Annotated in this window: 21 protein-coding genes; 7 read left to right on the forward strand and 14 right to left on the reverse strand. The window is 69.4% G+C overall.

Going from position 1 to position 18183, the window contains the following annotated elements; genetic code table 11:
* The first annotated feature begins 41 nt into the window (after window positions 1-41).
* Window positions 42-809: a DUF418 domain-containing protein gene (locus tag ACKTSN_RS17255; RefSeq protein WP_409469943.1), complete on the forward strand. Its 768-nt coding sequence runs from the start codon at window positions 42-44 to the stop codon at window positions 807-809.
* A gap of 88 nt (window positions 810-897) precedes the next feature.
* On the forward strand, window positions 898-1278 hold the full coding sequence (locus ACKTSN_RS17260) for a DUF192 domain-containing protein (protein ID WP_409469944.1): 381 nt from the start codon (window positions 898-900) through the stop codon (window positions 1276-1278).
* Window positions 1279-1296: 18 nt separating this feature from the next.
* On the opposite strand, the gene ACKTSN_RS17265 is transcribed toward ACKTSN_RS17260, so the two are convergent.
* From ACKTSN_RS17265 to ACKTSN_RS17275, 3 genes are all read right to left on the reverse strand, one after another.
* A complete protein-coding gene (locus ACKTSN_RS17265) occupies window positions 1297-1824 on the reverse strand; it encodes a hypothetical protein (protein WP_409469945.1) in 528 nt (175 codons plus the stop codon).
* On the reverse strand, window positions 1821-2525 hold the full coding sequence (locus ACKTSN_RS17270) for an Imm52 family immunity protein (protein ID WP_409469946.1): 705 nt from the start codon (window positions 2523-2525) through the stop codon (window positions 1821-1823). Before ACKTSN_RS17270 ends, ACKTSN_RS17265 begins: the two co-directional genes overlap by 4 nt.
* Before the next feature lie 85 nt (window positions 2526-2610).
* On the reverse strand, window positions 2611-4890 hold the full coding sequence (locus ACKTSN_RS17275) for a Tox-REase-5 domain-containing protein (RefSeq protein WP_409469947.1): 2280 nt from the start codon (window positions 4888-4890) through the stop codon (window positions 2611-2613).
* 683 nt (window positions 4891-5573) lie between these two features.
* On the opposite strand from ACKTSN_RS17275, the gene ACKTSN_RS17280 reads away from it, so the two are divergent.
* The 4 genes from ACKTSN_RS17280 to ACKTSN_RS17295 all read left to right on the forward strand — a co-directional run bounded on the left by ACKTSN_RS17280 (window position 5574) and on the right by ACKTSN_RS17295 (window position 7719).
* A complete protein-coding gene (locus ACKTSN_RS17280) occupies window positions 5574-6425 on the forward strand; it encodes a helix-turn-helix domain-containing protein (RefSeq protein WP_409469948.1) in 852 nt (283 codons plus the stop codon).
* A gap of 8 nt (window positions 6426-6433) precedes the next feature.
* The gene (locus ACKTSN_RS17285) at window positions 6434-6619 is read left to right on the forward strand and encodes a hypothetical protein (RefSeq protein ID WP_409469949.1); all 186 of its coding nucleotides are present in this window, start codon (window positions 6434-6436) and stop codon (window positions 6617-6619) included.
* A 362-nt stretch (window positions 6620-6981) separates the two neighbouring features.
* The gene (locus ACKTSN_RS17290) at window positions 6982-7458 is read left to right on the forward strand and encodes a hypothetical protein (protein WP_409469950.1); all 477 of its coding nucleotides are present in this window, start codon (window positions 6982-6984) and stop codon (window positions 7456-7458) included.
* A gap of 21 nt (window positions 7459-7479) precedes the next feature.
* Entirely contained in the window at window positions 7480-7719 is a 240-nt protein-coding gene (locus tag ACKTSN_RS17295) for a hypothetical protein (RefSeq protein WP_409469951.1), read from the forward strand.
* Between the two features lie 67 nt (window positions 7720-7786).
* On the opposite strand, the gene ACKTSN_RS17300 is transcribed toward ACKTSN_RS17295, so the two are convergent.
* Window positions 7787-8389, reverse strand: a complete 603-nt coding sequence (locus ACKTSN_RS17300; protein ID WP_409469952.1) for a hypothetical protein — start codon at window positions 8387-8389, stop codon at window positions 7787-7789.
* An 832-nt stretch (window positions 8390-9221) separates the two neighbouring features.
* On the opposite strand from ACKTSN_RS17300, the gene ACKTSN_RS17305 reads away from it, so the two are divergent.
* Window positions 9222-9788, forward strand: a complete 567-nt coding sequence (locus ACKTSN_RS17305) for a dihydrofolate reductase family protein (protein WP_409469953.1) — start codon at window positions 9222-9224, stop codon at window positions 9786-9788.
* A gap of 864 nt (window positions 9789-10652) precedes the next feature.
* On the opposite strand, the gene ACKTSN_RS17310 is transcribed toward ACKTSN_RS17305, so the two are convergent.
* The 10 genes from ACKTSN_RS17310 to ACKTSN_RS17355 all read right to left on the reverse strand — a co-directional run bounded on the left by ACKTSN_RS17310 (window position 10653) and on the right by ACKTSN_RS17355 (window position 18168).
* On the reverse strand, window positions 10653-11285 hold the full coding sequence (locus tag ACKTSN_RS17310) for a DUF2461 family protein (protein ID WP_409469954.1): 633 nt from the start codon (window positions 11283-11285) through the stop codon (window positions 10653-10655).
* Window positions 11286-11299: 14 nt separating this feature from the next.
* On the reverse strand, window positions 11300-11494 hold the full coding sequence (locus tag ACKTSN_RS17315; RefSeq protein ID WP_409469955.1) for a hypothetical protein: 195 nt from the start codon (window positions 11492-11494) through the stop codon (window positions 11300-11302).
* 26 nt (window positions 11495-11520) lie between these two features.
* Window positions 11521-12147, reverse strand: a complete 627-nt coding sequence (locus tag ACKTSN_RS17320; protein ID WP_409469956.1) for an OmpA family protein — start codon at window positions 12145-12147, stop codon at window positions 11521-11523.
* 8 nt (window positions 12148-12155) lie between these two features.
* Window positions 12156-12734, reverse strand: a complete 579-nt coding sequence (locus ACKTSN_RS17325) for a hypothetical protein (protein WP_409469957.1) — start codon at window positions 12732-12734, stop codon at window positions 12156-12158.
* Window positions 12735-12767: 33 nt separating this feature from the next.
* Window positions 12768-13364 carry a pilus assembly protein TadG-related protein gene (locus ACKTSN_RS17330; protein WP_409474851.1) on the reverse strand — a complete coding sequence of 199 codons (597 nt, stop codon included), beginning with the start codon at window positions 13362-13364 and terminating at the stop codon, window positions 12768-12770.
* The gene (locus ACKTSN_RS17335; RefSeq protein ID WP_409469958.1) at window positions 13364-13558 is read right to left on the reverse strand and encodes a Flp family type IVb pilin; all 195 of its coding nucleotides are present in this window, start codon (window positions 13556-13558) and stop codon (window positions 13364-13366) included. The genes ACKTSN_RS17330 and ACKTSN_RS17335 overlap by 1 nt, the downstream gene beginning before the upstream one ends.
* 151 nt (window positions 13559-13709) lie before the next feature.
* Window positions 13710-14639, reverse strand: coding sequence for a response regulator (locus ACKTSN_RS17340; protein WP_409469959.1), 930 nt, complete (start codon window positions 14637-14639; stop codon window positions 13710-13712).
* Between the two features lie 40 nt (window positions 14640-14679).
* The gene (locus tag ACKTSN_RS17345; protein ID WP_409469960.1) at window positions 14680-16314 is read right to left on the reverse strand and encodes a sensor histidine kinase; all 1635 of its coding nucleotides are present in this window, start codon (window positions 16312-16314) and stop codon (window positions 14680-14682) included.
* A 5-nt stretch (window positions 16315-16319) separates the two neighbouring features.
* Entirely contained in the window at window positions 16320-17207 is an 888-nt protein-coding gene (locus ACKTSN_RS17350) for a DUF5936 domain-containing protein (protein WP_409469961.1), read from the reverse strand.
* A gap of 16 nt (window positions 17208-17223) precedes the next feature.
* Complete coding sequence (locus tag ACKTSN_RS17355; protein ID WP_409469962.1) at window positions 17224-18168, reverse strand: type II secretion system F family protein; 945 nt, start codon at window positions 18166-18168, stop codon at window positions 17224-17226.
* Window positions 18169-18183 lie beyond the last annotated feature (15 nt).

An 18183-nucleotide genomic window follows, 5' to 3' on the forward strand; every position in this document is an offset into this window, starting at 1 on the left:
GGCACGAAGATTGCGCGGCGACGCTCCGCGAGCCTGGTGTCATGTCGAACAGCCTGCGCGCGTCGGTGGACGCCGCCTCCCCCCACACCTCCCCGCCGGCCCGGCTGCCGCTGCTGGACGTCCTGCGCGGGGCCGCCATCCTCGGCACGCTCGCCCTGCTCGCCTCCGACTCCGGCTCAGAGGAGGCGTCGGTCTCCGCCAGGACCGTGGACCTCTACGCCCACGGCAGCTGGCTCGACCAGATCGCCTTCCGCCTGGAGAACGCGATCTCCCTGCGCATGGAGCCGGTCGTCTCCTTCGGCCTGTTGGTCTTCCTCTTCCTGCTCGGTGTCCACCTCCACCGCGCCGGCGCCTTCACCGCGACCGAGCGGGGCCGCCGGCTGCGTACCCGGATGGCGGTCTGGGGTCTGGGCCTGGGCATCCCGTTCAACGCGGCCCTCACCCTGGGCGGCGAGGACTTCTTCTTCCTCGGCCGCTATGTGGCCGCCCCGGTGGTCGCCCTCGGCTACATCGGCCTGATCGGTGTCGTCATGGACCGCGGACGGCTCCCCACCGTCCTCACCCGCGGCCTGTCCTCGGTCGGCCGCACGGCCCTGTCCTGCTACGTCCTGCAGAACCTGCTGTGCATGCTGGCCTGCTACGGCCTCGGCCTCGGCCTGGCCGAGCGCCTCGCGGACGAGGGGCCGTGGTGGGTGATGACCCTGTGGGCGGCCGTCTGCGCGCTCCTCGTCACCGCCTCCACCCTGTGGCTGCGCCGCTTCTCCCAGGGCCCGCTGGAGTCGGTGCAACGGCGCGCGCTGCGCCGCTGACATCGTCGATCCGCCGGTGGTGATCACTCCCCGGCGGATACGGTCGGTGCGCACACCCGGAGGGCGGACGGCGGAGGTGTCCTTAAGCATGGGACGTTGGCGGGACGGACGCGGCGAACTCATCGTGTACGGGGACGGAACGCCCACCGCGGTCCCCCTGGAGATCGCGACGTCCTACCGGGCCCGCACGAAAGGGCTGTTGGGCCGCGACTCCCTGGACGGCGCGATCCTCCTCTCCCCCGCCAACAGCGTCCACACCTTCCGCATGCGCATCCCCATCGACGTCGCCTACCTCGACCGAGACCTCACCGTCGTCGCCGTCCACACGATGAAACCGTGGCGCCTGGGTCTGCCGCGGCTTCGCTCCCGGCATGTGCTGGAGGCGGAGGCGGGGGTCATGGCGGGGTGGGGGCTGCGGGTGGGGGTGCGGGTGTCGGTCGAGGCCGGGTCGGCAGGGTACGCGGAATGAGGCGCGTGGGCGTGGTCATCACGTCTGCTCGTCCAGCTCGGTGATCGGCCGGTCTGCGACCAGCGCGGTCATGATCATCGGGGCGTCGCCGTCGTAGTGGTTGAGGGAGACGCCGACCCATCGCGGTCCAGAGTCCCCGGTCACCGGCCCCCACACGGCCAGATCGCCATAGAAATCATGGTCGCTCAGCGCCTGGAACGGCTCGGGCAGCGCTTCCCCCGCCTGCTTCCGGAACAGCGGTACGTGCATGCCGACCATCCGATGCGCGCCCCAACGACGGTCCAGTTCCGCCGCGAGGGAGACCAGGTGCTCCTGGGCCTTGCTGGTGACCGCGTCCCACTCCCGCCCGTACACCCCGGTGAGGGCCTCGCCCTCCCAGAGCGGGACCAGCACGAAGCCCTCCCCCCTGGTCGCCGACCATTCGCCCGTGTCCGGGGCGCCTTCCCTGGTCGTCGGCCCGGCCGCGGGCAGGGGCTCGGCCAGGAGGGCCTCGATGTCGGACAGGGCCCGCCCCATGTCGAAGGCCTCACCCATGCGGGCGGTCACAGCGCTGCCCGGTCCAGCGGGCGGGGCAGCGGCTCCAGGGCTCCGGCCTCTTTCAGCGCCCGGTAGGCCGCGACCACGGCTTCGGTGTCACCGGGGGCGGCGATCTCCAGGAGCACACCGGCGTCCGGGAGTTCCTTCCGGACGGCCGCGAGCCCGTCGGGAACCCGGGCTGCTCGCCCCGGGGACAGGAAGCCGACCCATCCCACCGACGGCGTACCGACCTTGAAGCCGGCCTCGTTCTTCAGGGCGGCCGTCACGGCCCGGTCGCCGACGTCGCCGAAGTCCGGCTGCCATGCCTCGGCGACCGCCGTGAGCAGTCCGGCGTCGGGGAGTTGGGCATCGTCGGGAGACACGAGCGTGACCACCAGCGACTGGAGCAGGAACTCCGGGGTGCCGCCCGCCAGTCCGGCGACCTCCACCTTCCAGCCCGGAGCGCTGTCGGCGAGCAGACGCAGAGAGGTGCCGTTCGCCGCCGACCAGTCGTCGGCCGCCTGCGCCGTACGCAGCGCCCCCGCGAGGGACGCCTCGTCCGACCGCACGTCCACGGAGGGCCCGGACGCGGGAACGGTCCGCCACGTCCACTCCGCGCCGGCCTCCGGGAGGAGCTGGGCGAACCGGCCCAACATCGCGCTCCAGCGTCCGGCGAGCTCCTCCACCGACTCCTGCCGGGGCCCCCAGAAGCCCCGCACCACTCGTCGCATGCCTTGCTCCTGCCTCCTCGTACGGGCTGTCCCCACTGTATGGCGCCGGGGCGTCCGCGCCCTGCTAGTGCCGCGGCACTAGCTCTTAGTTGAACGCCTCGGGCCTGCGGTCGCCGGCGACCGGCTGCGGCGCGGTGTGTACGACCTCGATGTCCAGGCCGGCGTCCTCGAACGCGTCCCTCGCCGCGTCGGCCACCTCCGGGTTGGAGAAGTGCCACTCGATGCCCCTGCCCCGCGCCGCCTCGGACTGCCGGCGGGCCTCGGTGAGCAGCCGTTCCCGGCCGGAGGGGGTGAGTTCCGTCCGATCGGCGGTCAGGAAGCTGTCGTAACCGTTCTTGGCCTCCAGATACGTCCCCCGGGAGGCGTCCCAGCCGTCGAACTCGACGTCCGGCACGTCCGGGTCGGGATGCGGGACGACGTACTCGTATCCGCGCTGCGTACCGGTGACCTGCTCCTGATAGCGCAGCCAGGACTCGTTCCTCCAGTTGGGCTCGGGGTTCCGGTCCCGACTGGCCCAGAATCCGTCGCCGCCGTCGGCGTCTCCGTAGGTACGGGTGCTCAGGTCGTCGGCCCAGTCCGGCGGGTTGTAGTTGCGCGGGTCACGGGTGTCGCCGTGCTCGGGTTCGGGCCACTGCCGCCGGTTCTCCAGCGCCTGCTGGGCACGCGCCGGCTCCTCGGCCCGCTTGCGTTCCAGGTAGGCCCGCCGCTCCTGCTCGCGGGCCTGCCTCGCCTGTTCTCTGGCCTCCTCGTCACAGCCTCCGGCCGCCAGTACGACAGTGGGGGCGGCGGCGAGGACGGTGGTGCCGGAACCGGAGTCACCGCTGAGGCCGGGGGCCGTGCCGTACGGGACGTCCCGAACCGGAGCGGAGATGGTGCAGCCCGTCCTGCGGGCCGCCTCCTCCGCCTCGTCCGCTGCCTCGTCGGCCCGCCTCGCCGCGTCCTCGAGCGCGTCGAGGTCACCCGCCCTGGCGGCCCGCCGCGCGTCCTGCGCCGCCTCGGCCGCGTTGTCGGCGAGTCGGCTCAGTTTGCCGAGGGCGCCGGCCTTCTCGGCGACCTTCGCGACGTTGTAGCCGGGGATGAACAGCGAGCCGACGTTCCAGAGGACGGTGGTGACGGCGCGGGTCTCGTTGCCGCTGTTCCACTGGTCCACGACGTCGTCGCCGATGAACATGTCGAACAGAACCGTGCCGCCGGTCCCCAGCGACGCGCCGCCCCAGTCCAGGATCGCGCCCAGATAGTCGCCGTCGCCCCACATCTCGCGGGCGTCCGCAGTGTTGTTCCACCACTCCTCGCCCAGCGAACGGCCGTAGTCCATCAGGCCGTTCCAGGTGTCGACCGGGTTCGTGACCGTGTTCCAGATCCCGGCCAGGTCACCGCCGATACCGTCGACGAAGAGTCCCTCACCGACCTGCTGGAGCTGATCACCGGCACAGCCGAAGAAGGCACCGAACCCGGAGAAACACCCTTCGCCGCCGTCGTCCCCGTCCTCACCGCCCGTGGTGGGGTCTTCGTACGGCGGCTCGTCGATCTCGTCCTCGTCGGAGACGGGGTCTACGACGGAGGGGTCGTCGGAGCCAGGGTCGTCGGGGGCGGGATCCTCGGCGGGCGGGGCGTCGTCCCCACCGCCCGGGCCGTCGTCGCCGCCGTTGCTGTCGCCGTTGCCGTTGCCGTCGTCGCCGCCGTTGCTGTCGCCGTTGCCGTTGCCGTCGTCGCCGCCGTTGCTGTCACCGTTGCCGTTGCCGTTGGTGCTGCCGTCGCTGCCATCCCAGGCAGTGACATCGCCACCGCCCTCCGGAGCCGGACAGGCCGCACCGGTCACCCGGCACACCTGAGCCTGAATCCCGCTGAGAATCTGCGTACCGAGCCCGCTGACGACGAGCGCACCGACGATGGCGACGACGACCGCGACAAGTCCCGCGTACTCCACCGCGGTCTGCCCCTCGTCCCGGCGCCAACGAATCATCCGGGCCAGGGAGAACGGACGGCGGCCAGGCCGATCGGATGCGGGACGGCGATACCAGTCGCGACTCTCCGAGCGCGTGAGGAAGTACAAGATCAGGACAGGCAGCAGAAGTTGGGTGAACCCCCGGGCCGACCCGTCGGTGAGATTGGACAAGGAGCCCAGAACAAGCCACGCCTGTACGGCAATCAGCCCACCCCAGACCCAGCTCCCGCCCACCCAGGTACGCCGGGCCAGCCACCACCCGAGCACACCGGGCGTGGCCGCGTACGCGACTTGCGCCAGCAGCCCACCGTCGACGGCGTCCACGGAGGCCGCCGTAAGGAGCAGGCCGAGCCCGCCGATGACGGTGACCGCGAACAGCACGTGGACGAGAACAAGAGCCGCCGAAAGCGGCCCGGGCATACCCCGCCGCCCAGCCCGCCCCGACGGCCCCGCACCTCCGAACTCCGGCACTCTCCCGATCGAGGCCATGCCCCCGCCTCCTCAACTCCGGCCGGGCAGGGGCATGTTCTGGCCCCTGCGTCACCGCCAGAGGTTAGGGAGGGGGCCACCTTGGGACATGGGCCCGAGGACCCAAATCCACGCCCAATCCACAGGCGCCGGGTGGGTCAGTTCACGTGCAGATCCACGGTGACGTCGAGCGCCGCCGCCAGCCTGACCAACAGGTCCGCGGTGATCGGGAGCATGCCGCCCAGCTCGATGGGCTTTGCAGGGCGGCGGGGAGGGTGAGGCTGTAGGCGAGGGTTTCGGGGGTTGGGGGCGCGGGCGGGCGGTCGACGGCGGTCGGGGCCGGGCAGGACGTCACGCTTACGGGCATGGCAACTCCCATGACGGACAAGTGGCTTCGACTCCGCCCGGTGGCCTGTCTCCCTGACGCGGGCCCACCCCTCCCGGGGGAGGAGAGTGCGGGCGGGCACGCGTGATGCGCTTCCGGTTTGGCGGAGGGGTCGTGATCGACCCATCACTGACGGTAGAGGAATTGAGTGGTAACTTGCCACTTACTTGCGGGGATTGCCACTCGTGTGGATGGACCAACTGGGCGGACAAGGGGCAGACTGACGCCGCGACCACTGGAGGAAGTGCACATGCCGCCGAGGGCAACGCCCACCGAACGCCAGAAGCGACTGGGTGCAGAGCTGCGGAAGATGCGTCTTGCAGCCGAGGTTTCCACGGAGTACGCCGCAGGGCTTCTGGGCATCGACCGGACGAAGATCTCCAACATCGAGGCAGGAGTTCGGACGATCACGCCGGAACGCCTGAGGACGCTCGCCTGCAACTACGACTGCCGCGACAAGTCGTACGTCGAAGCTCTGGCGGACATGGCCAGTGACCGCACGCGGGGCTGGTGGGAGGTGTATCGGGGTCAGCTCCCCGCTGGACTCATGGACATCGCGGAGTTGGAGTGGCACGCCAAGAAGGTGCGCGCAGGTCTGGCCATGCACGTACCGGGCCTCCTCCAGACCGATGCCTACGCCCGCACCTTGTTCGCCGCCGCGCTACCGCCCCTCGCCCCGATGGAGGTGGAACTGCGGGTTGCCCTGCGCATGCAGCGCCAGCAGGTGCTGCACCGAGAGACCCCGATCACCTACGTCGGCTACGTGCACGAGGCCGCGCTACGGGTCGAGTTCGGCGGGCCCAAGGTGATGCGGGCGCAACTCGACCACCTCTGCGACCTGTCGCAGCAGGAGAACATCGACGTCCGGGTGATCCCCTTCAAGGCGGGGGCGTTCCCCGGGGCGGGGCAAGCGGTGATCTATGCGGAGGCGCTGGTGCCGCAGCTCGACACCGTGGAACTCGACTCAGCCCACAGCCCCGAATTCCTTCACGGCCAGTCCCAACTCGACAAGTACCGCGCCCACTTGGACTGGATGGAAGCAGCTTCGCTCTCCTCCGCCGACTCGCGCGAATTTATGCACAGCATCGCCAGCCAACTCTGAGGAGTACGATGATCACCTGGGAAGAGCCCTTCTGCGCCGAAGGCGCCAACTGCTTCCGCATAGGCACCGACCCCGAAGGCAACGCCTACATCGCAGTCGCCGGCCAGGAGGACCACTACCTCACCGACACCCGCGAAGCCCTCCGCACCCTCATCCGGGACATCAAGGCGGGCAAGGCCGACCACCTGCTGTAGAGCCCCCGTAGTCAGCGCGGTCCGCGCCGCCAGATCGATGCCGGCTCCCGGCCGAGGCCAGGGACGGACCACCACTCCAGCATGGGCCCGAGGCCCAATCCTGCCGGGGAAGAAGCGAGGCAGGATCTCGCGCTCATGGCCCCGGGGGCCAACCGACGGAATTCGCTGACCTGCTGAAATGCGGGTGCTGCCGGGTGGGGGTCCCGCGTAGAGGTGTGGAGATTCCCGGTGAACTTCCGTACGCGTGGGTGTGGCTGAGCGCCGTAGCCACTCTGAGCACCACAGCTGTGCGGCGGCGTGGGGCTCGGCAGGCGTGATCGACGCCCTGGGCGCGGCGGCGGGTGGGTGGCAGGATCATGAGAATGACTGATCATGGTGAGCTGTCCCTGCGAGCCGGAGGAAAGTCCGTACGCGTGGCGATCGCGTTGTCCGCACTGGCGGCGATTGCGACAGGGGCCTGGGCCGGACTCGGTGTTGCGCAGGCCGACAAGTGGGGGATCCTCTCCGGAACCATCGGTGTGCTGACCGTTGTGAGCGCCCTCGCGGTGCCCGGGCGCCGTGTGGAGGCGGGTCCGGCTGGGCTGAGGTTCCGCACGGTGCCGCGGTGGCACCGGCTGGAGTGGGACGAGATCGTCCGCTTCGAGGATGTACGGGTAGACAACAGCGACCCCCGCGTCCGCGGCACCAATCTCCGTGTCGCGGCCAAGCTGCGCGGCGGCGCTGTTGTCTTTCTGCCGATGCCGTACGTCGGCGCCGCGGACGTACGGACCTTCGAGGAGCAGGTGGCCCAGCTGCGCGCACTGCGTCGCCGCCACTCGCGCGATACCTCGGCGCAGTAGTTGCGGGCATTCGGCATCGCCGTGTTCGTCAGCGACGCCTCCACCACGCTCACACCGCTTCTCAATCACCCCGACGATGCCGGCCCCGACCTCTCGCCGACCCAGTGCGCCGCGATCCTGCCCCGCCTGCAACAGATCGCCGACCAGCGGCACGACGGGAGCATCGAACCGGTCCTCCGACGACACGTCGACGATGCCCGCCAGTTGGTGGTCGTCCTGCAGTTCTGTGTCGAGAAGGACGTCGATCTCCTCTTCGGCTGACCGTCGGCCGGCGTTGCCGGCACACCATGAAGGCCGACCACCTGCTGTAGTGCCCCGAAGGGTGTTCTCAGGGCGACACGACATGGAGGATCGCCGTACCGTCCTCCCCCGTCACCGCCTGGATCACCACGGCGTCGGGCTGGGCGCTCGGCCGGCCGGCGTCCCCCAGTACGCTGCACGAGTTGCTGCTGCCGTTGCTGCGGAGAACGGTGATGCAGCCCTGCCCCGGGCCACTCGCTCCATTCTTGGCCTGGCCCTTGTCCGACTTCACCGTGTACTCGACCTCGTTGGGTCCGACCTTCGTCACGGACAGCGTCGCCGTACCGACCCCGGCCGGTCCCTTGAAGCGGAACGTCACCGGCTTGGACACCGCGATCTCGCAGTTGCCGTCCGCGCAGGCGTCGACGTCATCCCCGTCCGCCGCCGTCACCGATGGCTTCGCCGATGGGGTGCGGTCGGCGGAGGGATGCCCCGACGGTTTCGGGGAGCGGGACTCCGTCGCCGGCTCTCTGCGACCACCGTCCGGCTCGTCCTCGTCCGAGTTGCCGCAGCCGGCTGCGGTCAGAACAGTCAGCGCGGTCAGCGCCGCCAGAACGATGCCGGTTCCCCGTCGAGGTGTACGGCCCCTGCCTGCGGTGGCTGCTGTGCGTGCCGAAGTCGTCGATGCCATGGTGCTCCCGTGTCCCGGTGTGCTGCGGTTGCGTGCGCGCGGCGGATCTCCGTGTTCCACCTCAGCGACTGACGTCCTATCATCCGCGGGACTCCCGGGGACCCGTCCCGAACGGGCGTGGCTGCGGGCAGCCACCATTCGCCGAACGAATTCCGCTCGTCTGACGTGGTGTACGGCTGTCGCCCACCGGTAGGGGAATCCGCAGGTGTAACACATCCGTCGGATGTGTTGCGTTCTCAGCCGCTACACCGCTCCTGTGGACACGGCCGCTGAGCCGACCCGGCGTGCATGCGAGGCGAGACCGTGCCCGCCAACCCCGGCCAGCCGTCCAACCCACCCGCATGGTCGGCCGACCTGGGGTACCCGCCTTCCGGGCCGCTCGCTCGCTTCTCACCCGTGCTGGAACGGACCGAGTCAAGGGTCGGCCGCAGGCCGATCGGCATAGCCGACGCGGAGTGGAGCGCAGCGGAACGCCGCGCCCTTTACTCGGGCCGTGGAAGCACGACACTGGCAAAGAAGCGGGCGGCCCCGACGGCCACCTGAAAGTATCGGTCCCGCCGATGTAGGGTCTCGCCGCTCGTGACATGTCGATCTTGCGTGACCTGGGCGTTTCTTGGCTGTCTCACGGCCTTGTCACCCATGATCAGTCTCAAATCCGTGGCATTTCCTCGCGAGGGCGAGGTCGAGATCAGGCGGCTTGTAGAAGTCGGCCGAGTACACCACGCTGAGCCCCGAGCACGAGGGCTACCGGCGAGCCCAGATCGCGCACCGATGAGTTTCCCGCGCCGCGCTGGTCTATACGCCGGACACCCACGAACGGAAGGCTGGCGCCATGCGGAAATTGATCTACGGCATGAACCTGACCCTGGACGGCTACATCGCCGCGCCCGGCGACGACATCGGCTGGAGCGGACCGCCGAGCGACGAGCTGTTCCAGTGGTGGCTCGACCACGAGCAGGCGAGTGGCCTGTCGCTGTATGGGCGCAAGCTGTGGGAGACGATGAGCTCCTACTGGCCGACCGGCGACCAGCAGCCCAACGCCACCCCGGCGGAGATCGAGTTCGCGCGGAACTGGCGGGACACGCCGAAGGTGGTGTTCTCCTCGACGATCGACAAGGTCGACTGGAACACCCGCCTGGTCACCGGCGACGCGATCGCCGAGATCACCCGGCTCAAAACCGAGGACGGCGGCCCAATGAACATCGGCGGCGCAACGCTCGCCGGGGCGGCCATGCGCGCCGGGCTGATCGACGAGTACGCGATCGCCGCCTATCCGGTCCTGGTGGGCAGCGGCACGCCGTTCTTCACCGCGCTGGACAGCTGGGTGAACCTGAACCTGGTGGAGACGCGGACGTTTCCCGGCGGCGTGGTCCTGACCAGGTACGAGACGAGGCGCTGAGCAGCAGCACCCACGCGTGTCCTGTCGCAGTGCAGGTGTCTCTTGATCTTGTTGGGAGCTGCGGCGTTGCTAACTTGACTGAGACGGCCGGGGTGCGGCGTCTCAATCGATCGCGGCTTCTCGATGGACATCGACCGGGCAGCAGCGGAGATCTTCACCCTCCCGACCCGAGTGACGGAACTGACAGGTGTCGTGAGAATCGAGCCCTCAGCGACACTCCCTTTGAGAATCCGACCCGGTTCCTTGAGAACCTGCCAGCTCCGATGAGACGGGTCAACGCGCTAGTCTCACGGTGATGTCGTATACGACATCGGTACGACACGGCCCGTGAGATTACGACATCAGCCGCGAGACCCTACACCTGTAGAGTCTCGCGCTTCGCTGCATATGCCGAGGCTGTGACCTGCGACTTCTCGCGGTGTCTCACGCTGCTTCATCTGCGGTTGTCTCGGCTCTCGGTGCATCCCCGCCAGGTTTACTGAGGCCGCTCCGGACGGGTAGATCGCTGACCTGCGGTGTCTCACGGCCCGCTATCACCCGGGACGGCGGTGCGGTCGGCTGTGCGGGGGTGCCGTACGGCGGGAAACGCGGGGGTCGTTCTGCCGCCCGATGTTCGACCGCAACATCGCCCTGCTCGGGGGGCATCGCCCCGGTCCGTGCCTGCATTCCCAAACTCCTGCCGGATGTGCTCTCCGGGGTCCTCGGTCCGGGGCCGGTCTTCGACCGTGCCGGCCCCCTGGCCGAGGTGCCGGACGGTTGTCGGGCGATGGACGACCGGTCGGCGCTGAAGGTCCGCCTCTTCTGAGCGCGGGGGCTGGCGGCACGGGTGTGGTTCCTCCCGTGCCGCGTGGCGCCCTCGTGATGTCAGGCGGTGCGCTTCACGTGGCGGACCAGCCACATCAGCAGGGCGTCCAGGTCGGCGGCGGCCGAGAGGACCCGGTCGACCGCCTCGGGGGTGTGCAGCCACTCCTCAAGGCCGAGGGGACGGGCGGCGATCAGTGAACGGTGGCGCAGCAGGTTCGCACGGGAGTGGTCCGTCGGATAGCCGCGCGGGGGGCGTTTCATCACGTCCCCCGAGATGTCGTAGCCCTTCTTCCGCACGTCCTCGACGATGGCGGACAGTTCGCGGCCGCTCCCCTCGGAGGCCACGGCTTTGCGGAACATGTCCACCTGGCCGGGATCGGGGTACCACCAGGCGCCCTGGATCCGCAGGCCGTCCAGGGAGAACCGGAGACCGATCTCGATCTTGCGGCCGAGCCGGATCACCGCGCCCTGGTGCTGCCACCACCAGGAGTCGGTGCGGTAGTGCCAGACGGAGAAGTCCTCGTACCGGGGGTCGGTGTCCGCGACCTCGTTGAGCAGGGCGATCATCGGCTGCCGGACCAGGCGTTCGCGGTCCGCGCGGTAGCGCTCGCGGGTCGCGTGGGTCGGTTCGCCCTGGAGCTGCCACAACACGTCCATGGCCTGCTCCGGCCAGCCGGTGAACTGTCCGCGCATGCGCGGAGGATAGCTCACCCATGATCCGCGCGCGCGGAGAGTGAGACGGGCAGGGAGGCGTAACCCCAGACAAGGTGGGAGGTGCTGCGGCGGGGCTCGCCGGCCAGTTCGATGTGCCGTGCGCGGTGGGCGAGTTCGTCGAGGAACACGGAAAGTGCAGTCGATATGAAGCGGGCGGTGAGATTGTGCAGCCAAACTTGAGATCCCACACGAGGCACTCCCCGGCGGGCCCCGTTCAGCTCTCCGTGCGCGGGAAGGAGACCTCGACCCGGCGGTTCTTCTTGCGGCCGGCCTCCGTCGAGTTGTCCGCGATGGGGTACTGCTCGCCGTAGCCGCGTACCTCGAACGTGATGTTCGGGTCGTTCAGTTCTCCGTCCAGGACGTCGTGTACGGCGTTGGCGCGCTGCCTGGACAGAACGTCGCCGTGGGCTGACGAGCCGAGGTTGTCGGTGAAGCCGAAGACGCGGATCTTCGTCGCGTTCTGCGTCTTGATCTCCTCCGCGATCGCCGCGATACGGGACTTCGCCTCGCCGCTGAGCTTGGCGCTGTCCTTGGAGAACAGCACCTCCGCCTGCAGGGCGAACTTCACGTCCGCGTTCGTGTCCTCGCGGCGTTCGTCTCCGCTCTGGTCCTCGACGACCTGCTTGATGTCCAGGACTTTCGGTTCGGCGAGCGTTGCGCCCTCGGGGATCTTGAGGTCGGGGTCGTTGGGGTCCACTTCCACGGGTGCGGAGGCAGTGGCTTCCGTGCCCGGGGGGACGCTGGGGCTCTCGTCGGCGTGGGCCGTCGCTGCGCCGTAGAGGTTCGTGGCGAACATTACGGTGGCGGCGGTCAGGGCCAGGGTGAGGCGGGTGTGGGTCATGGTGGGCCTCACCCGGAGATCGTGATGGTGCCGCTGGCGAACGTCGGCAGTTGGAAGTTGACTTCGGTCGTGCTGGAAGGAGGCGCAGGGAACTGCATGAATACGGGGATGGAGGCCCCGGCCTTGATCCTCGGCATGCCCGTCGTTGTCAGGGGACGGCCGTCTGTGTCGCGCAGCACGTAGTAGCGCTTCTTGCCCTTCGAATCCACGAGGGTTGCTCCACCAAGCGATGTTCCATGCCTGATGATCTCGGTCTCGTCACCTGCGGTTCGCACCGAAACCCGAACCGAGTCGTCGCCGTCGTTCTTCAGCTCGCCGCTCACGGTGAGGAAGCCCCCGGAGTCCCTAGTGGCAGACGTGATCTTAAGGATGAGACCGTCCTCACCCTTGAGCTCGGCCAGAGGCTCATCCGTACCTTCCTGAGCACCCGGCTGGGAACCACTGTCCTTGGAGGCAGAAGCCGAACTGTCCGACTTCTCGTCCTCGCCGCCACCGCCGCCACAACCGGCCACACCGAGGGCCAGTCCGGCCGCAACGGTCAACGCGACCATCCCCCTGCGGGCCTTCGTAGTGAACCGAATGCTCATGACTCCGTTTCCTTCATCCTCGTCGTTCGCTTGTCAGTCGGCCAGATGGACGTCGAAGAGGTCCTCGGGTCCCGGGAGATCGAGGAGTCTCTTCGGGTCCAGGACCCAGTCCCTGTCCTTGCAGGTAAGCCTTGGCAGCACGTCGCCTGCAGCGCCCTCACCCGGGAGCTCGAACGTGCAGCGTGGCTCGATGACGGCCGTGGCGGATGCCCGCGCGTACTTGTCCTCCGTACCGGGCACGATGGTGTCCCCTACGGGCTCGCTGGTCTCAACTTCGACCTTGTAGCCCAGGAATCCCTCCGGCACGCACTCCAGCACTTGGGCGTCGTTCTGTGCCGCAAGCTGATCTGCGCGCCCGCACGATGGGTCAAGCCCGTCCACGTTGCCGTCGAAGATGTCCTGCCAAAGGCCCGGATCCAGCACGTTCTTCAGCCACAGCCCAGCAAGCTGGTCCCGCCTGTCCTGGGCAGCGGCGAGCGCTGCGGCGTCCGCCGCCGTCTGGGCCTCGTTCCGAGTCGCCGCGGCCTGGCCGACCGCAAGGTAAGCGAACGCGAGAAAGAGCAGGCCCGCCACCACCGTGATGTAGATGGGGAAGGCCTGCCCTGCGTCGCCGTACTTGCGGCGCCCGATCAACCGGTAACCTCGTCGATCTGCTCCACGATGGCGTCGTAGATCGACTGCCCGATGTCCGTACCCGTGATCGCCAGCACGATCGCCACAACCACCGCGATGATGCCCAGGTACTCCACCGCGGTTTGCCCCTTGTCGTTGCGGGCGGCGCGGGACTGGAAGTACGTGACCGTGGTGTTGATCCAGTTGCTCATGGTGTTCCCCTCCGGTATCGGCTTCGGTGCCGCTTGCGATACCGGAAACGTACGGCGGGACACCCCTCCCACCAGAGGGCCCCAGGGCCCAATCACGGGCCCAACCCGAGGCCCATCGCTTCTTGTTCGTCCCCCCGTTGGTCACCGCAGGTCACCCCAGTCCCCGCTGTGAACCGGGGGCCGTGCCCAGCCACTTGGCGGCGGCTTCGGAGCGGCTTGTGCTGTGGAGCTTGGCGAAGATGCGGTTGATGTGGTTCTTGACCGTCTTCTCGCTGATGAAGCAGGTGGCGGCGATCTGCTGGTTGTTCATGCCGGATGCGATGAGGTCCATGATCTCCGCTTCCCTCGTGCTGAGTTGGAACCTTGCCCGGTACGACGACGACTGTGCCACATCTGGTTGCACCTGCGAAAGGTTTTCTGGAGAAATAGGCGGTGCAGGTACGTGACTGATAGGGGAACTTCCAGTTCGTGCCACGACTTCGTGGTTTGCAGTCGCATTCGTCGCGCCCAGGCCGTCAGGGAGCGGTGGCGGTTCGCCGGGGGCACCTTGCTCCTGCCGGAGTTGTGCCAGCAGCGCGCCTGCCGCCGTAGGGGTGAAGTGGGCCCTGCCCTGCTTGATGTCCCGTACCGCCGACACCAACTGATCCGCCGTGAACTCGCCGTGCACCAGGTAGCCGCCCGCTCCTCGGCGCAGGGCCTCCTGGACGATTTCCGACTCGCGGCTGTAGGTGAGCATGACGACCGGAGCCAGGCGTACGAGGTACGGGAGGGCCGAGATGCCGTCCACGCCGGGCATGCGGACGTCGAGGAGGACCACGTCGGGGTGGTGGGCCTGGGCCGCGTCGTAGGCCTCGCGGCCGTCGGCGGCCTCCGCCACGACCGTGATGTCCTCGCGGCCGGAGAGGAGGGCGGTCAGGCCGGCGCGTACCACCGGGTTGTCGTCGGCAACGACCACGCGGAGGGGGGCCGTTTGCGGGGGCGGTGGGAAGTCGGCGAACGGGTTCTGGGGCGAAGACGTGGGTGAAGGCGGGGGCGGGGGCGGCGAGCCGGGATGAGGCAGGTGGGGCTGGGTGTCCGGCATCGTTCGGCCTCCTCTCGGGGTCGTGGGGGCGAGCAGTGGGTCAGGCTGGAGGTGTGTTCAGGGCTGCTAGCGGGAGGTCCAGGCGGACCTCCGTGCCGCGGGGGTGCGTGCCGCGGCCGATGCGGATGCGGGCGCCTACCGAGGCGGCGCGTTCGACCATGCCGACCAGGCCGAAGTGGCCTGCGCGGCGGAGTTGTTCGAGGGTGGTGCCGGGGGGTAGGCCGCGGCCGTCGTCGTAGATCGTGATGCGGAGCAGGTCGCCGTGTACGCCCGCCGTTACGTCGACCTGGGTGGGCGCCCCGTGGCGGTGGGCGTTCTCCATCGCCTCCGCCGCGATCGTGAGGAGCTGGCGGGCCACGGCCGGGGGGACGGGGGGTACCGCGTGTTCGCCGGTGGGGCGGTAGGTGGCCGGGAGGCCGGTGCGGGTGCTGAAGTCCCGGGTGCGGGCGGCGAGTTCGACGAGTACGTCCGTGCCGTGGTCGGGGTCCGACTCTCGGCGCAGGTCGGTGAGGAGTTCGCGGGATTCGGCGGCGGCTCGGCGGGCGGAGCGGGCGACCAGTTCCGCCTGCTGTTTGACCAGGCGTGGGTTCATTTTGTCGGCGGAGCCTGCCAGGCCGTCGGCCGCCAGGGCCACGCCGTGGAGGGTCTTGGCGACGGAGTCGTGGAGTTCGCGGGCCAGGCGGGCGCGTTCTGCGGCCACCGCTTCCGTGACGGCCAGGCGGGCCTGGACCGTCGTCAGGGCGTGGGTGGCTTCGCCGAAGCGGAGCATGAGGTTGCGCAGGGTCGAGCCGACCGCGCCTGCGATGACGCAGAGACCGGGGAGGAGGAGGGTTTCGGCGGGGCCGGCGTTCGGGGTGTCCGTGAGGGTGGCGTGGACGAGGACGAGGATCAGGGACTGGAGGGAGGCGAAGACTGCGGCGCCTCGCCAGCTGTAGACGAGGCCGGCGAGGAGGGGGGTGCAGACACTGACGTAGGCGAGGGTGGTGTCGGGGCCGGCGGAGATCAGGGGGAGGGAGCCGAGGAGGGTGTCCACGGCGAGGAGGGAGGGGTGGCGGAGGAGGAGGGGGCCGAAGCGTTCCCAGTCCCTGAAGAGGACGTAGGAGGCCATGAAGGTGACGACTACGGCTGCGCCGACTAGGTATGCGCCCACGCCCGGGTTGGCGTTCAGGAGGGCGGCGGGGGCGGCGAGGGCGATCATGGCCAGGCGGAAGCCGAAGACCTGGCGGCACATTGCTTGCAGGGCGTTGATTTGGATGGGCAATGCGGGTGCGGGGGCCCGTGCGGGTGCGGTGGGGGGCACCCGGCCTTCGGCCGGGTTTTGGTTCCCACCCGCACCATCCGTGCGGCCATCGTGGTCAGGTGCGGGTGGCCCCTGTGGGGGCTGAGCGCCATCGGCGGCTTTCCCGCCGTTCGCAGCCGACCCGCCGTGCGCCGCCGATCCGCCGTCCCCGGCAACCGCACGCGACTGTGCCGGCGTCTGCAGCGCCCTCTCCCCGTCCGCCCGCACCCACCCCGCCGGCAACGCCGGCGTCACCGACGTCACCGGGATGTCCGGTGCCCCCGACCGCACATGGGCCGGCAACACCGTCCCCGCGGGCGGCGTCGTGATCTCGGGCAGTTTGGGGCGGCGGCGCAGGAGGCCTGTGCCCTCCTTCATCGTCGGTGGTGTCGTCATGGTCGTCACTCACCCGTGATCGTGCCGAAGTCCGTACCGGAGCCGAGCAGCAGGCCCGCCCCCAGCAGCAGCATCGTCGCCGGGACCATGAACGTCGTGATCATCATCGTGGCCTTGGGGACGGCGCGGGCCGCCTTGCGGCGGGCGTTCTGGGCGTCCGTGCGGCGCATGTCCTTGGCCAGGGACACCAGCGTGTCGACGATCGGCGCGCCCAGCTCCTCCCCCTGCTGCAGTGCCGTGACGAACATGGCGACCTGCTCGGAGTCGTTCCTGCGCCGGAGCTCGGCGAAGGCCTGGCGGCGGCTCATGCCGAGGTCCATCTGGCGGAGGGTGATGCGGATCTCGTCGGCCCAGGGGCCTTCGTAGCGGGAGGAGACCCGGTCGAGGGCCTGGCGGAAGCCGAGGCCGGCGCTCACCACGACGGCGAGGACGTCGAGGAAGTCCGGCAGGGTCCGTTCGATCACGTCCTTGCGGAGCCGGATCGCCGACCAGATGCCGACCTCCGTCCAGAACGCGCCGAAGGCGAACAGGAGCAGGGCCATGAAGATGTTGCCCTGGAGCAGGAACACCAGGCCGCCGAGGCCGCCCAGGAAGCCGTAGACCGCCCTCCTCGCCGCATACCGGTCGATCGTCAGACCGCCGGGGTTGCCCGCCAGGTCGATCTTGCGGCGGTACTTGGCGACCTGCTTGGAGCCCATCATGCGCAGTACGGCGGGCGCGTACCGCATGCCCAGGCGGTCGACCAGCGAGTCCACCGCGCCCGTGCGGGTCGAGCCGACCTCCAGGGCGAGCGCGAGGTCGCCGGGCAGTTTTGCCTCCGCCCGGTACATCCGGATGCCGGCGAAGACGCCCCAGACGCCGAGGCCCATCAGCAGTGCGAGCAGAAGTGCCATGAGGTACCCCTCCGTCTCAGACGTCGATACGGGACATACGGCGGATCAGGACGAAGCCGACGGCGTACAGCGCGAACGCGATGATCACGCATGCCTGGCCGACCGGGGAGGCCGTCATTCGGTCCAGGGCGCCGTCCTTGACGCCGTTCATCAGGAAGAGCGAGCCGACGCCCATCACCGGGACCGCGTACGACGTCATGCTGACCTGCGACAGCTGGGTGCGGATCTCCCGTCGGGTCTCCTTGCGTTCCTCCAGCGTCTCCGTCAGGTTCCGGAGGGCGCTGACGACCTGGCCGCCGGCCCGGTTGGACAGCACCAGCGTGGTGACCAACACCACCAGCTCACGCGAGGGGAGCCGGTCCGCCAGCTCCCCCAGCGCGTCGTCCATCGACGCGCCGACCGCCAACTGGTTGGCCACCTTGGCCAGTTCCTCGCCCGCCGGAGCCTCCAGCTCCTCCGCCGCCATGCCGATCGCGGTGCGCAGGGCGAGGCCGGCCTGGGTGGCGTTGGCCAGGATGCGGGCCAGTTCGGGGAGTTGGTTGATGAACTTCTCGATGCGTTTCTGCCGCTGCCAGTTGAGGAACTGCACTGCCACCCAGATGCCCAGCAGTCCGGCGATCGGGCCGAAGAAGGGGGCCAGCGTGGCCTGGCCGATCAGCCACAGGCCGGCGACCGTGGCGAGCATCGCCGCGAAGAACTCGCCCGGTGTCACGTCCAGGCCGGTCGCGGCAAGCCTCAGCTCCAGTTTCCGGCCCAGCTTGGTGCGGCGCAGGCGGCGGTCCAGGGTCGGGAAGTGGCGCCGTCGGCCGGCCACCGGGATCTGGCCGGTGGACGACAGGCGGTCGACCAGTGCCTGGCGCTGGGCCTTGCCCATGGAGTAGGCGTGCAGTCCGGCCACGGCGAGGACGCAGGTCAGCAGAGTGATGCCGGTGGTGAGCGAGACGAGGGTCTGGAGTTCCATGGGGACGGTTCCTGC

The organism is Streptomyces flavusporus, assembly GCF_046267975.1.
Taxonomy (GTDB): Bacteria; Actinomycetota; Actinomycetes; order Streptomycetales; family Streptomycetaceae; genus Streptomyces; species Streptomyces flavusporus.

Bases quoted from the DNA above. Each gene is read 5' to 3' on its own strand.
- ACKTSN_RS17255 (WP_409469943.1), top strand. From the start codon at position 42: ATGTCGAACAGCCTGCGCGCGTCGGTGGACGCCGCCTCCCCCCACACC.
- ACKTSN_RS17260 (WP_409469944.1), top strand. From the start codon at position 898: ATGGGACGTTGGCGGGACGGACGCGGCGAACTCATCGTGTACGGGGAC.
- ACKTSN_RS17270 (WP_409469946.1), bottom strand. From the start codon at position 2,525: ATGCGACGAGTGGTGCGGGGCTTCTGGGGGCCCCGGCAGGAGTCGGTG.
- ACKTSN_RS17275 (WP_409469947.1), bottom strand. From the start codon at position 4,890: ATGCCCGGGCCGCTTTCGGCGGCTCTTGTTCTCGTCCACGTGCTGTTC.
- ACKTSN_RS17280 (WP_409469948.1), top strand. From the start codon at position 5,574: ATGCCGCCGAGGGCAACGCCCACCGAACGCCAGAAGCGACTGGGTGCA.
- ACKTSN_RS17285 (WP_409469949.1), top strand. From the start codon at position 6,434: ATGATCACCTGGGAAGAGCCCTTCTGCGCCGAAGGCGCCAACTGCTTC.
- ACKTSN_RS17290 (WP_409469950.1), top strand. From the start codon at position 6,982: ATGACTGATCATGGTGAGCTGTCCCTGCGAGCCGGAGGAAAGTCCGTA.
- ACKTSN_RS17300 (WP_409469952.1), bottom strand. From the start codon at position 8,389: ATGGCATCGACGACTTCGGCACGCACAGCAGCCACCGCAGGCAGGGGC.
- ACKTSN_RS17305 (WP_409469953.1), top strand. From the start codon at position 9,222: ATGCGGAAATTGATCTACGGCATGAACCTGACCCTGGACGGCTACATC.
- ACKTSN_RS17310 (WP_409469954.1), bottom strand. From the start codon at position 11,285: ATGCGCGGACAGTTCACCGGCTGGCCGGAGCAGGCCATGGACGTGTTG.
- ACKTSN_RS17320 (WP_409469956.1), bottom strand. From the start codon at position 12,147: ATGACCCACACCCGCCTCACCCTGGCCCTGACCGCCGCCACCGTAATG.
- ACKTSN_RS17325 (WP_409469957.1), bottom strand. From the start codon at position 12,734: ATGAGCATTCGGTTCACTACGAAGGCCCGCAGGGGGATGGTCGCGTTG.
- ACKTSN_RS17335 (WP_409469958.1), bottom strand. From the start codon at position 13,558: ATGAGCAACTGGATCAACACCACGGTCACGTACTTCCAGTCCCGCGCC.
- ACKTSN_RS17340 (WP_409469959.1), bottom strand. From the start codon at position 14,639: ATGCCGGACACCCAGCCCCACCTGCCTCATCCCGGCTCGCCGCCCCCG.
- ACKTSN_RS17345 (WP_409469960.1), bottom strand. From the start codon at position 16,314: ATGACGACACCACCGACGATGAAGGAGGGCACAGGCCTCCTGCGCCGC.
- ACKTSN_RS17350 (WP_409469961.1), bottom strand. From the start codon at position 17,207: ATGGCACTTCTGCTCGCACTGCTGATGGGCCTCGGCGTCTGGGGCGTC.
- ACKTSN_RS17355 (WP_409469962.1), bottom strand. From the start codon at position 18,168: ATGGAACTCCAGACCCTCGTCTCGCTCACCACCGGCATCACTCTGCTG.